Origin of the sequence: Vibrio spartinae, from assembly GCF_024347135.1 — a bacterium.
GTDB lineage: Bacteria > Pseudomonadota > Gammaproteobacteria > Enterobacterales > Vibrionaceae > Vibrio > Vibrio spartinae.
In genome coordinates this window covers 3,638,866-3,651,613 of record NZ_AP024907.1, presented here as the reverse complement: position 1 = coordinate 3,651,613, position 12,748 = coordinate 3,638,866, and the positions used below count along the sequence as shown (strand labels likewise).

Annotated in this window: 13 protein-coding genes; 2 read left to right on the top strand and 11 right to left on the bottom strand. The window is 45.9% G+C overall.

Annotation, left to right across the window (positions count from 1 at the left end; all coding sequences use genetic code 11):
* Window positions 1-475: 475 nt before the first annotated feature.
* A complete protein-coding gene (locus OCU60_RS16285) occupies window positions 476-922 on the top strand; it encodes a hypothetical protein (protein WP_074372975.1) in 447 nt (148 codons plus the stop codon).
* A gap of 193 nt (window positions 923-1,115) precedes the next feature.
* On the opposite strand, the gene OCU60_RS16280 is transcribed toward OCU60_RS16285, so the two are convergent.
* The 3 genes from OCU60_RS16280 to OCU60_RS16270 all read right to left on the bottom strand — a co-directional run bounded on the left by OCU60_RS16280 (window position 1,116) and on the right by OCU60_RS16270 (window position 3,575).
* A complete protein-coding gene (locus tag OCU60_RS16280; RefSeq protein WP_228449039.1) occupies window positions 1,116-1,298 on the bottom strand; it encodes a type I phosphomannose isomerase catalytic subunit in 183 nt (60 codons plus the stop codon).
* 37 nt (window positions 1,299-1,335) lie between these two features.
* A complete protein-coding gene (locus OCU60_RS16275; protein ID WP_074372976.1) occupies window positions 1,336-2,973 on the bottom strand; it encodes a methyl-accepting chemotaxis protein in 1,638 nt (545 codons plus the stop codon).
* Between the two features lie 212 nt (window positions 2,974-3,185).
* Window positions 3,186-3,575, bottom strand: a complete 390-nt coding sequence (locus OCU60_RS16270; protein ID WP_074372977.1) for a winged helix-turn-helix transcriptional regulator — start codon at window positions 3,573-3,575, stop codon at window positions 3,186-3,188.
* 75 nt (window positions 3,576-3,650) lie between these two features.
* On the opposite strand from OCU60_RS16270, the gene OCU60_RS16265 reads away from it, so the two are divergent.
* On the top strand, window positions 3,651-4,415 hold the full coding sequence (locus OCU60_RS16265; protein WP_074372978.1) for an SDR family oxidoreductase: 765 nt from the start codon (window positions 3,651-3,653) through the stop codon (window positions 4,413-4,415).
* Window positions 4,416-4,587: 172 nt separating this feature from the next.
* On the opposite strand, the gene OCU60_RS16260 is transcribed toward OCU60_RS16265, so the two are convergent.
* The 8 genes from OCU60_RS16260 to acs all read right to left on the bottom strand — a co-directional run bounded on the left by OCU60_RS16260 (window position 4,588) and on the right by acs (window position 12,525).
* Window positions 4,588-4,836 (bottom strand): hypothetical protein, encoded by a 249-nt coding sequence (locus OCU60_RS16260; protein WP_074372979.1) that lies wholly within the window; start codon window positions 4,834-4,836, stop codon window positions 4,588-4,590.
* 409 nt (window positions 4,837-5,245) lie between these two features.
* The gene (gene fis, locus OCU60_RS16255) at window positions 5,246-5,542 is read right to left on the bottom strand and encodes a DNA-binding transcriptional regulator Fis (RefSeq protein WP_074372980.1); all 297 of its coding nucleotides are present in this window, start codon (window positions 5,540-5,542) and stop codon (window positions 5,246-5,248) included.
* Window positions 5,543-5,567: 25 nt separating this feature from the next.
* Window positions 5,568-6,539 (bottom strand): tRNA dihydrouridine synthase DusB, encoded by a 972-nt coding sequence (gene dusB / locus OCU60_RS16250; RefSeq protein WP_228448919.1) that lies wholly within the window; start codon window positions 6,537-6,539, stop codon window positions 5,568-5,570.
* Window positions 6,540-6,679: 140 nt separating this feature from the next.
* Window positions 6,680-7,564 (bottom strand): 50S ribosomal protein L11 methyltransferase, encoded by an 885-nt coding sequence (prmA, locus tag OCU60_RS16245; protein ID WP_074372982.1) that lies wholly within the window; start codon window positions 7,562-7,564, stop codon window positions 6,680-6,682.
* A 140-nt stretch (window positions 7,565-7,704) separates the two neighbouring features.
* On the bottom strand, window positions 7,705-9,051 hold the full coding sequence (accC, locus tag OCU60_RS16240) for an acetyl-CoA carboxylase biotin carboxylase subunit (protein ID WP_074372983.1): 1,347 nt from the start codon (window positions 9,049-9,051) through the stop codon (window positions 7,705-7,707).
* A 14-nt stretch (window positions 9,052-9,065) separates the two neighbouring features.
* Window positions 9,066-9,518: an acetyl-CoA carboxylase biotin carboxyl carrier protein gene (gene accB, locus OCU60_RS16235; protein ID WP_074372984.1), complete on the bottom strand. Its 453-nt coding sequence runs from the start codon at window positions 9,516-9,518 to the stop codon at window positions 9,066-9,068.
* Window positions 9,519-9,581: 63 nt separating this feature from the next.
* The gene (aroQ, locus tag OCU60_RS16230) at window positions 9,582-10,031 is read right to left on the bottom strand and encodes a type II 3-dehydroquinate dehydratase (protein ID WP_074372985.1); all 450 of its coding nucleotides are present in this window, start codon (window positions 10,029-10,031) and stop codon (window positions 9,582-9,584) included.
* A 544-nt stretch (window positions 10,032-10,575) separates the two neighbouring features.
* A complete protein-coding gene (gene acs, locus OCU60_RS16225) occupies window positions 10,576-12,525 on the bottom strand; it encodes an acetate--CoA ligase (protein WP_074372986.1) in 1,950 nt (649 codons plus the stop codon).
* Window positions 12,526-12,748: the final 223 nt, after the last annotated feature.

The window sequence follows — 12,748 nt, the reverse complement described above, 5'->3', positions numbered from 1 at the left end:
AGGTGCTTACAACTATGTTTTTGGAAAATAATTAACTGTTTAATACTTGACTTGTTCCATTTGCAATAAGGAAGCAAATACAGCCTAAGACAAACGATATCATCAGATAGGGTATTAAATACTTTAAAGCCGTTAATACCCTCTTTAAACGTAATGGGAAGATTTTTATGTTTGATTTGGAGTATGCATAACTATATAAAAGAACACCAGAGAAAGGCATAAAAAAAACGAATAGGCGTTTATAAGCCATTGGGTCATGTTTTTTTAGCATTGGACCTAAAAAAATACCTAGAATAAAAATGATAATCAATGTAACAATGCTAGTAAAAATTAATATTGTTCCTATTGCAATGATACATGTCATAAATGTACTCCTAGCTTGAGAATAATGCTATTTACATTATACAGTAGGTTATTTTATGTTAAAAAGGGGGTGTTATGAAAGTTATTTTTAGTTCAAAAATAGGAAAGAAAATTGAAGCGAAAAAATATCTTAGGCTTGATTGTCGCGATTCCATTTTTGGCTCTGCTTGTATTTGACTTAACGCAAGAGAGCAAGGTTGATAAGACGATGCTGTTTGAATTTCAGCAGATACTGGATCATAAAATTAACAGAAATTCGTCGTATCAGTTTGTCTCTGGTGGGTATGAAGGGATACCGAAATCGGGCCGGCTGGGGAAGTTTTATTCTTGTTTAAGACAGTATCAGCTCTTTAAACATGTCAGGAGAAACATTCCTGAGATGATGGGACTTAAGGCACAAGATATTGTGACTCGAAGTATAACGATACAAATTGATAATCAACTTGAGCTCCAACTGGAACTCTCAAATGCTGTGGTGACTGGATTTGTCTTTGGTGTAAACGGTGATTATTCTCGGTTTGCTAGCTATTGTGACCTCAAATTACTCAATCATAGATAATCGGAGACGGCTCGATCTGATATCTATTTATATTCATTCGGGATATGATTTATCCTGACTTTTGACCAATAAAATGAGGTCAGTATTGCTCTCGGCATCCCGATGCTATGGCACAGTATATTTGCGCGCATTGCTCCTTCAACCGGTCCGGAACAAATCGAATTGCTCGGGTTCGTTTGTGTGATGTGGTGGTTCAGTCTGCACGAAGCTGATTGACCTGTGATTCAATCGGCTGAAGATTCATTTTCGTTAACGTCTGGATGATGTCATCTAACGGACGAACCCCGTTCAATGCATGATAAGGCGTTAAAGCACACACCAACTCGGATTTATGGTTTGGATCTTTATAGTTACGTTCGGGCGCATTGAGCGGAATGTTCAGCCCCTTGTACCCCCCACCACCGGGAGAGTGGTCAGGTTCTGAAAATACTAAAACTCTGACTTAAGGATTGACTGTCTTGGAGCAGTCTCTGGCTGGTGTTGCCAATATCCTGTGCGCTTTCGGTGATTTGTTGGCTGTGCTCGGCTAAATTGGTGATGTTGTGACTGATGTCCCGACTTGCCGAAGATTGCTGCAGACAGGCTGCTGCAATATTTTCGTTGAGTGCTTGAATCGTATGGATTTGCTCATTGATGTCATTGAGCATCTCTTGTGCTTTATGGGTTTCTTGTTGCGTTTCGAGCGACTGTTGTTTGGTTTGAACCATGGACGAATTTAAATGACTTGCTCGTTTCTGTAAGACCGTAATGATTTCTTCAATTTCATCAGTACTCTTTTGTGTTCGGGTTGCAAGGGTTCGTACTTCGTCAGCGACGACGGCAAATCCTCGTCCTTGTTCACCTGCGCGAGCAGCCTCAATTGCAGCATTGAGTGCCAGTAAATTGGTCTGTTCAGCGACACCACGAATGACATTCAATACTTCACCGACGTTATCTGCATCTTTAGTCAGATATTGGGTATTTTGTTCGGTTTCAGTGAGTAATTCAGATAAGGAGGTCATATATTGGGAGGCGTTGATGAGAACTTGACGACTATCTTGACTCTTTTGATGGGCAATTTGAGCGGCGTGGGCTGCTTCATCTGCCGCTGTTGCAACATCTTGCGTGCTTGATTGCAACTGATTCATCGCAGAGGCCACGGAATTGGCTGCTTGTAATTGCTGTTCCGATTTTTCGATAGACTGTTCGGCAACCGCGTTGAGGTCTCTTGCAGACTGGGTGAGATTGGCAGAAATTGGCTTAATGTTTCGGATCGCGTCACAAATTTTAACGGTAAAGCGGTTGAATGCGGTTGCAATCTGGGCAAACTCATCTTTGCCATTGACGGGGAGCTGGCGGGTTAAATCACCTTCTCCCTGAGAAATATCATTCAGAGCTTGACGGGTTGTATCGCAGGGACGCGTGATACTGCGGATGATCAATGCTGATAATACGCTCAGGACCAACACAATCAACAATCCAGACCACAAGGCCATTGTCGTTCTCTCTGCAACCAGTTGCTCGACATCATCCACATAAATCCCTGAACCAATGATCCATCCCCAAGGTTTGAATAGTTTTACGTAAGAGACCTTTGCTACATCGGTCTCTGAACCGGGTTTGGGCCACATGTAATGGACTACGCCACCGCCTTGATTCTTGGCAACTTGCACCATCTCTAAAAAGAGCGCTTTTCCGGTCGGATCTTTGGCCTTAGAAAGGTTTTTGCCATCCAGCTGCGGTTTAAAGGGATGCATGATCATTGTGGGAGTGAGGTCGTTGATCCAGAAGTAATCATTTTTGCCATAGCGAAGATGTTTGATGGCTTGTTGTGCTTGTTGTTGTGCGACTTGACGGGTCAGCGTTCCCTCCGTTTCTAATCGGTGATAGTAAGAGAGCAGGCTATAGGTGCTTTCAATTAAATGTTGTGTCTTAATCTGCTTATCTTCCATGAGGTCATGCTTATATTCTATTAAGAGTTTGGTGAATAACATCATAATTAATAAAATATTTGCGAAAAGCAGCAGATACAGTCGTGTTCTTATTTTGGTTTGGCGTAGGCTGAAAAACATAACAACAATTCCTCTCTTTATAGAGATAGTGTTCCAACTTAGGTATATCAGAAAATTGTTGTATAAATGTAAATAAATTACTTTTTTGTTAAGCGGGTAGCGAACTGATTCACTTTGATGCATTGCAGTTGATTCAACATCTTCATCGCGATATCACGGGCGCGCTTTAAACCATGTTCATTCAAGTTCGTTAAAATTAAGACTTGGCCAACTCAATTGTCTACCGAACCTGATGGCGTTGACTCTTGAATCAGTTGTTCTCGATGCTCGGTCATCCAGTGAGCCAAGGAATCTAAAGTCGGCTTCAGTGTTCTGCCCAAATCGGTAACACAATATTCGACTCTGGGGGGCATTTCCGGATAGACAGTTCTCATCACGAGTCCGAGCTTTTCAAACGACCTCAGTTGCTTGGTTAATTCTTTTTGTGTGATTGGCCCGATTGCCCGCTGTAATTCCCCAAACCGTATCATATCGTTCGTCACGATGAGCCGATAGAGAATTGGGATTGCCCACTTACCTGAAACAATGTTGACAAAATCCACCATAGGACAACCTGATACGCTATTGATGGTTTTATTTGAATTTTTTCCTTTAGTATCCATTTGGTACCTACTATTCAATTGAAACCATGGTTGTCATAATGCCCCTGAATGAGGACCAGTACAACAGAGGACATCATGACATCAAGACTACAGAATAAATATGCGTTGATAACGGGCGGCTTTGCGGGGATCGGTTTGGAAACTGCAAAGCAGTTTTGTTTGGAAGGCGCCTGCGTTGCAATCACAGGTCGCAGTGAAGCGGGCTTGGAAAGGGCACAAAGCTATTTAGGTGAAAATTTAGGTAAAAATGCGGTAACGATTCAAAGTGATGCTGCCGATATCCAACAGCAACAGGCTTTGGCGGACAAAATTAAAACCCAGTTCCCGAGGCTGGATGTTATTTACATCAATGCCGGAGATGTGACACACAAGCCATTCAATGAATGGGAGGAAGCAGACTTTGACCGGGTTATGAACACTAATCTAAAAGGGCCTTTCTTCCTGATTCGTGCATTACTGCCGTTATTGTCTGATTCGGCTTCGGTGATTTTATGCGGGAGTGTGTCAGCACAAATCGGATTACCGCAAAGTAGTGTTTACGCAGCCAGTAAAGCCGGGCTGATATCGCTTGCCCGGACATTATCGGGAGAGCTGAAACATCTGGGAATTCGCGTAAATACACTGAGTCCGGGACCGACATTGACGGAGGCATTTGACAAATTTGGCTTACCAGAAAACGAACAAGAGGCGCTGATAAACCAAGTGAAAGAGCTGGTTCCATTGAAACGCTTGGGCACACCGCTTGAACTGGCAAAAGCGGCTGTTTTCCTTGCCTCCGATGAGTCCTCTTATATGCTTGGCTCCGAACTGCTTATTGATGGCGGTGTCGGGAATTTATAAATTTTTAGGGTTTAACTCTACTGAGAATGAGGGACGTTGTTTTATCATTGAACACTTCTTTCATTAATAGTGACCCTGTTGTCTGATGTTGTATTATCAGTTTCGCTGCATATTTCGTAATTTCATTACACTATTTGAAATCGATAAGCATCGAACGTATCACCAAAGCCTATCAGTAGAGTACCCAGTTAGTTGCATAAACAACGAGAATAATGAGAAGGGTGAGAAGGACTGGGAATGCTAGTATCATTGCCACCTTTTTCATGGCGCTTGGTTTATCAAATACCTCACCAGCTGCTTCCTTCACCCTCTTATCTTCATCAAAATGCCATTTAATAGCTAAGTAGGCTCCAATACCTAATACAATAAGCTTCAAAGCGCCAGCAAAGTACGGAAAGAAGTTTACCCAACCGCTGTTCATTATTTATCTCCATCAAATTAAATATCGGTCTACGGTAGCATAATAAAAGGTTCATGTTTACTCTTTGATACCGCTAAACATGGACATTTTCATTGCTTGTGTAGACAGCCTGAAGGGCTTTTCGGATGCCATCGATGCGGCACAAATGTGCATATCCAGCGCCGTATCGTCCATATAGTGAGAAACGCAGTCAAATATGGACCTTGAAGGCAAGGAATCTCCTTCTAAATTGTATTTGGTTTTACAGCTTTCTGTTTATAACTGCACTGATCAAAAAATTCGGTGTGTAGGTTAACTGTCCTCACAACATTGGTTGCTGGTCATAATCAGGTACGGCTTCACACAAACAAAAACCCGAAGCTGATTGCTCAACTTCGGGCTTTAAATTCAAATGGTTAATGAACTGTGATTAGTTCATGCCGTACTTTTTCAGTTTTTTGCGAAGTGTTCCACGGTTGATACCCATCATGGTTGCTGCGCGAGTTTGGTTACCGCGAGTGTACTGCATGATCGTATCGAGTAGCGGCTGCTCAACTTCAGCGAGAACTAATTCGTATAATTCACTTATTTCTTGGCCATTTAACTGGGAAAGATAGTTTTTAAGAGATGCTTTAACGGAATCACGAAGAGGCTTCTGCGTGATTTGGTCTTGTGAAGTAACGGTAGTAACGGTTAAAGCTTCTGAAGTCAGATTTTGTTCGAACATATTCGGTCTAGCTCTTCTCTTAATTTTATGATGCAACGTTATCAAAATAACCTTCGAGTGCTTCCAGTTGCAGCGGGGCTGCTTCTATGGCATTGAAGGTCCGTCGAAACCCATTTGCTTGTTCATGTTCTTTGAGATACCACCCCACATGTTTACGTGCGATTCGTGGCCCCAGATACGCTCCGTAAAATTGATGGAGCGCTTGTACATGATCAAGCAAAATGCTTTTGACTTCCTGAACCGGAAGCGCAGGCATTGTTGTGCCGGTTTCCAAAAAATGTTGGATTTCCTGAAAAATCCAAGGTCGTCCTTGTGCCGGGCGACCAATCATTAATGCGTCAGCGCCGGTGTATTCCAGTACATATTTGGCCTTTTCCGGACTATCGATGTCACCATTGGCAATCACCGGAATCGAGATGGCCTGTTTGACCGCTCTAATGCTGTCATACTCTGCCATACCGCGATACAGGCAGGCTCTGGTTCTTCCGTGAAGCGCGAGTGCCTGAATGCCGCAGTCTTCGGCCAGCTTTGCGATGTGAACACAGTTCTTGTGCGCTGTATCCCAACCGGTTCGTGTTTTTAGCGTCACAGGCACACGAACAGCCTGAACTACCGTGGTGAGGATATCCTCAATTAGATCTGGGTAGCGTAACAGGGCGGAACCTGCCAACTTCTTATTCACTTTCTTTGCCGGGCAGCCCATGTTGATATCGATGATTTGCGCACCGTTCTCAACGCTGAATTGCGCAGCTTCTGCCATTAACTGTGGATCGGAACCTGCGATCTGAACCGAACGAATCCCGGATTCGCCTTCATGGACCATCCGCTGTCTCGACTTTGATGTTTTCCACAATGCCGGATTGGATGACATCATTTCACTGACAGCCATGCCAGCACCATAGCGAAGACATAACTCACGAAAAGGTCTGTCGGTGACACCAGCCATCGGGGCAACGAGCAGACTGTTCTTGAGTTGGTGGTTTCCGATTTTTAACACGTCATTACAGTTATAAGGCAGCAAGGGCGCGCATTTTACGCATTTTTTCGCGGTGTGAAAAGACTAATATTTGAGCATTTACAATTTGTTTATGTAAATTGTCTATTTTTCAGTCAATTAGTCGGTTACATTCGCGATGGTTATTTCTTTCGACCAGAAATTCGGCACCATTCGTCATTTTCAATTATGGGCTCGATATCAAACTGGTTGCGATAGAAACTGGCAACTTCTTCTGCCTGTGTCTCTAACACGCCTGACATTGCCAGTTGTCCGCCCGGACGAACCAGAGACTGAATGACCGGAGAAAGTTCTTTGAGCGGGCCTGCCAGAATGTTTGCCACCACGATATCGGCACTAAGGTTGTCGGGTTGATTTTGTGGCAGGTAAACCGCTAGCTGGTCCTCAACGCCGTTGCGCTGGGCGTTGTCTTTGGAAGCGAGCAAGGCTTGTGGATCAATATCGACCCCAATCACTTGTTTGGCACCCAGTTTAATGGCTGCAATCGCCAGAATGCCTGAGCCGCAACCGAAATCAATCACGGTTTTTCCGGTGAGATCCAGCCCTTCGAGCCATTCTAAACATAAGGCTGTTGTCGGGTGTGTGCCGGTGCCGAATGCCAAGCCGGGATCCAGCATCACATTCACTGCATCCGGGTCGGGAATTTCTTTCCAGCTTGGACAAATCCACAGACGGCTGCCAAATTTCATCGGGTGGAAATTGTCCATCCATTCCCGTTCCCAGTCCTTATCTTCAATCTGCTCGACCTTATAAGAGAAGTCCGTAGGCAGCAGTTGGCTGGCTTTGATTTGTGCCACGATGGTATCGGTATCCGCTTGTGCATCATATAACGCGAGCACATCGGTATCTCCCCAAAGGCGAGTTTCTCCCGGAAGGGGTTCAAAGACGGGGGTGTCTTTCGCGTCAAGAAATGTGACGGAGAGCGCGCCTGTGTCTTCCATCAACATATCACCGATGGTTTCGGCATTATCGTTGTTGGCATTGAGTTTAATTTGAATCCAAGGCATGTGATTGACTCTTTCCGTGGGTTGAATGGCCGAGAGTGTAGCAGATATTCATTTTTTGAATAGGGCTTGTCTTGAACAAAAACGTTGAACAAAAAAGCCTCCCCAGAGGAAGGCTTAACGTTTTGTTCATCGACTGCGGATTATTGGTTAATACCGAGTTTTTTCTCCAGATAGTGGATGTTGGCACCACCATGCTGGAAGTTTTCATCATTCATGATTTTCAGTTGGAGCGAGATGTTGGTTTTGATCCCTTCAATAATCATTTCGTTGAGGGCATTTTTCATCCGCGCGATCGCAACATCACGGTTTTCACCGTAGGCGATCAGTTTACCAACCATCGAATCATAGTGCGCTGGCACGGTATAACCTGAGTAGATATGAGATTCCCAACGAACCCCCATCCCACCGGCAGCGTGGAAGCGCTCAATTTTACCCGGTGACGGGAGAAAACGCTCCGGATCCTCGGCATTGATACGACACTCAATCGCATGACCGCGCAGTTTGATATCATCCTGCGTGAATGACAGTGGTTGACCTGCCGCAACGCGAAGTTGCTCTTTGATCAGATCCACACCGGTGACCATTTCTGTCACTGGGTGTTCGACCTGAATCCGAGTGTTCATTTCAATGAAATAGAATTCGCCGTTTTCATAGAGGAATTCAAATGTACCCGCACCCCGGTAGCCGATTTCAATACAGGCGCGTGTACAACGTTCACCGATGTATTTACGCATTTCTTCGGTAATGCCCGGTGCCGGTGCTTCTTCAACAACTTTCTGGTGACGACGTTGCATTGAACAGTCACGCTCGCCCAAGTGGATCGCGCCACCCTGACCGTCGGCAATGACCTGAACTTCAACGTGACGTGGGTTCTCCAGGAATTTTTCCATGTAGACTATATCGTTGTTGAATGCTGCTTTGGATTCGGTACGAGTCATGGTGATGGACTGAATGAGTTCTGCCTCACTGCGAACCACACGCATACCACGACCACCACCACCACCGGATGCCTTAATAATTACCGGATAACCGATGCGCTTCGCGATGGATTTATTTTTCTCGACATCGTCCCCGAGCGGGCCGTCTGAACCCGGTACACAAGGCACGCCGGCTTTCTTCATGGCAGAGATTGCAGAGACTTTATCACCCATCATGCGGATGGTATCAGCGGTCGGGCCGACGAAAATGAAGCCTGATTTCTCAACTTGCTCAGCAAAATCTGCATTTTCAGACAGGAAGCCGTAACCCGGGTGAATCGCAACAGCGCCGGTGATTTCTGCTGCCGAGATAATGCGTGGAATATTTAAGTAGCTATCAATACTACGTGCTGGTCCAATACAGATGGATTCATCAGCAAGTAAGACATGTTTGAGATCTCGGTCTGCTGTGGAATGGACAGCGACCGTTTTGATCCCTAGCTCTTTACAGGCGCGAAGAATACGAAGTGCAATTTCACCCCGGTTCGCGATGACAATTTTATCTAGCATCAATTTGACCTCAATTATTCGATGATAACAAGAGGCTGATCGAACTCGACTGGCTGACCGTTCTCAGCGAGGATTGCTTTGACGACGCCTGATTTGTCAGATTCGATTTGGTTCATCATTTTCATGGCTTCAACGATGCACAGTGGATCACCGACATTGACTTTCTGACCCACTTTTACGAATGGTGCTGAATCTGGGCTCGGAGAGCTGTAGAAAGTACCAACCATTGGGGAAAGCACGTGATGGCCTGTTGGTTGTGGTGCTTCAGCCGGAGCCGCTTCCGCTACGGGTGCCGCTGGGGCTGGTGCAGCGACTGGCGCAGGTGCTGCCGCATACTGGATTGGTACTGAAGCTGGCGCACCGTAACGGTTGATGCGTACTGATTCTTCACCTTCAGAAATTTCCAGTTCAGCAATGCCTGACTCTTCAACTAATTCGATAAGCTTTTTTATTTTACGAATATCCATTGTCTTTTCTCTTTAGATCTTGTGAATAAGACAACCCGAACAACAGCCGCGGGATGTCGAGTGTTATTTTGCCTGCAGTTTGGTAATGGCTGCCGACAACGCAAATTCATAGCCCTGAGCCCCTAAACCACAAATCACGCCTTGTGCCTTATCTGACAAATAGGAATGGTGACGGAAAGGTTCCCGAGCATGAACATTAGAAAGATGTACCTCAATAAAAGGAATATTGACCCCTAAAAGCGCATCCCGCAGTGCAACACTGGTATGGGTGAATGCGGCTGGGTTGATAATGATGAAGTCAATGTTCTCGTATGCCTGATGAATCGCTTCGATCAGTTCATACTCACGATTCGATTGCAGATGCACTAGTTCAACACCAGCTTGATCGGCCTGGTGACGGAGTCGGTCAATGATCTGAGGGAGCGTTTGAGAACCGTAATGTGCCGGTTCACGCAGACCCAGTAAATTCAGGTTAGGACCGTTTAGCACAAGAATGCGTAATTGTGTCGTCATTGTGTCGTCATCTTACTCAATAATGAGGTCTTATTTACATGTTCCCATATTTTAGGTTTTTTCACACAATTTTTCTTCAAGAAAATCAAAAAATGGTGAATTGCTCCTGATTATAGCTAATTCAATACAAATGGCAGCAAATTACTGGTCTAATCACCTCTTTGGGCGATATGAGAAAGGGTTGACCCCAAGTTCTACGGACTCTGCGGAAAATTGATAATTATATCGTTATCGTCTTATGACCATAAAAATCAGAAATGGTTGTGTGGAAATCACAACAAACTTGGTCCAGCGAACCGCGGGACAGAAAAGGATAACAGCCGGAAGAGACCTCCTCACTTGTTTTTCAGTGCGGGCAGGATGGTGATTTGGCGATAAAAAGATATTGAATTCCAAAACTGTGATATTCATTCAAATAAGTAAGGCAGGGGGGCGAAGATTGTGCAACCCGATCATGTGTTGTTTGGGCTGGTCTTAAAAAAAATGAAGCCATCGGAGAGATGGCTTCACCATTCAGGAACGTTCGTTTGAGTTTCAGGTCGCTTTAATTGAGTGCAGCTTTCTCAGCGATCAGCTTATCAACCACACTTGGGTCTGCGAGTGTTGAGGTATCGCCCAGATTGCTGGTGTCTCCGTTGGCAATCTTGCGCAGAATCCGCCGCATGATTTTTCCGGAGCGGGTTTTCGGCAGCGCATCGGTCCAGTGCAGCACATCCGGCGTGGCGATTGGGCCAATTTCTTTTCGCACCCAATCTTTGACTTCTTTATGCAATTCAGAAGAGGGATAGATACCATCATTGAGCGTGATGTAGGCATAAATTGCCTGACCTTTAATATCGTGTGGAATCCCGACGACAGCGGCTTCTGCAATCTTATCGAATGCCACCAGCGCTGATTCGACTTCTGCGGTTCCCATGCGGTGACCGGAAACATTGAGAACATCATCAACACGACCGGTAATCCAGTAATAGCCGTCTTCATCGCGGCGGGCACCGTCACCGGTAAAGTACATGCCTTTGAACGTGGAAAAATAGGTCTGTTCAAATCGCTCGTGATCCCCGTATACCGTGCGCATTTGGCCGGGCCAAGCGTCGAGAATCACCAGATTCCCTTCAGCGGCCCCGTCAATGAGATTGCCCATGTTATCGACCAGTGCAGGTTGGACACCGAAGAATGGCCGCGTGGCTGAGCCGGGTTTCAACGCGGTTGCGCCGGGAAGCGGTGTGATCAGAATGCCGCCTGTTTCTGTTTGCCACCATGTATCGACGATCGGAGACTTCTCATTACCGATGGTCCGGTAATACCATTCCCACGCTTCCGGATTGATCGGTTCACCCACCGATCCCATGATGCGCAAGCTGTCTCGTGAGGTGCCGTCGATGGCATCATTGCCTTTTGCCATCAGTGCCCGGATTGCCGTCGGTGCCGTATAGAGAATATTCACTTGATGTTTATCAACCACCTGACTCATGCGGTTGGTGTCCGGATAGTTCGGGACACCTTCAAATAGAATGGTTTTCGCACCATTGGCGAGCGGGCCATAAACCAGATAGGTGTGACCGGTGATCCAGCCGACATCCGCGGTACACCAGAAGACTTCTCCGGGCTGGTAGTCGAAAACATACTTGAAGGTCATGGCGGCATAAACCAGATAACCACCGGTTGTATGTAAAACACCTTTGGGTTTCCCCGTGGAACCGGACGTGTACAGGATGAACAGTGGATCTTCTGCTTTCATGGGTTCTGCCGGGCAGTGCTCAGATGCTTTAGACGTCGCTTCGTGCCACCAGACATCCCGGTGATCATGCCAGTCGATACTGCCACCCGTGCGTTTTAACACCACGACTTTGCTGATGGTTTTGACTTCCGGGTTGGTCAGGGCTTCATCAACGTTCTTTTTCAGTGGAACTGCTCGTCCGCCCCGGACGCCTTCATCTGCGGTAATGACGATTTTGGCGTCGGAGTCGATGATTCTTCCCGCAAGTGCTTCCGGGGAAAAGCCCCCGAAGACCACGGTATGCACTGCACCGATACGGGTACAAGCCAGCATCGCAACTGCGGCTTCCGGTACCATTGGCATATAAAGACAAACAACGTCGCCCTTACGCACACCCTGATCTTTCAGAACATTGGCAAAGCGGCAGACGTCTTGATGGAGTTGGTTGAACGTCAGCGTTTTATCTTCATGCGGGTTATCGCCTTCCCAGATGATCGCCACGTCATCGCCATGCTTCGCGAGATGGCGGTCAATACAGTTGGCAGAGACGTTCAGAGTACCATCTTCAAACCAGCGGATATCCACATGGCCGGTATCAAATGAGGTTTGCTTGACTTTGGTGTAAGGGGTTATCCAGTCGACGATCTGCCCGTGTTCTTTCCAGAATCCCTCAGGGTCGCTAACTGAGCGTTGGTACATTGATAAGTAAGTGTCGTTATCCGCGTGGGTATGTTCTTTAATATTGTTCTTGACCGGATAAACATGAACATCACTCATAGCTTCTTCTCCTTTTGAATGCTGGGACCGCTCCGGTTCATCATGATTGATTCGACTTTTAATAAAGATTTCCGGAGGATCTGAAATTCTTGTGCCCAAATGAACTCGAACTCACCCGATTGGCGTGCTTTGAGGTGACCTAGGTGTAATAACTCTTGTTCAGATAGAGGGATTGTACAATTAGACTTTAGGCTAAATGAGATCTGTGAGTAAAAAATCATTG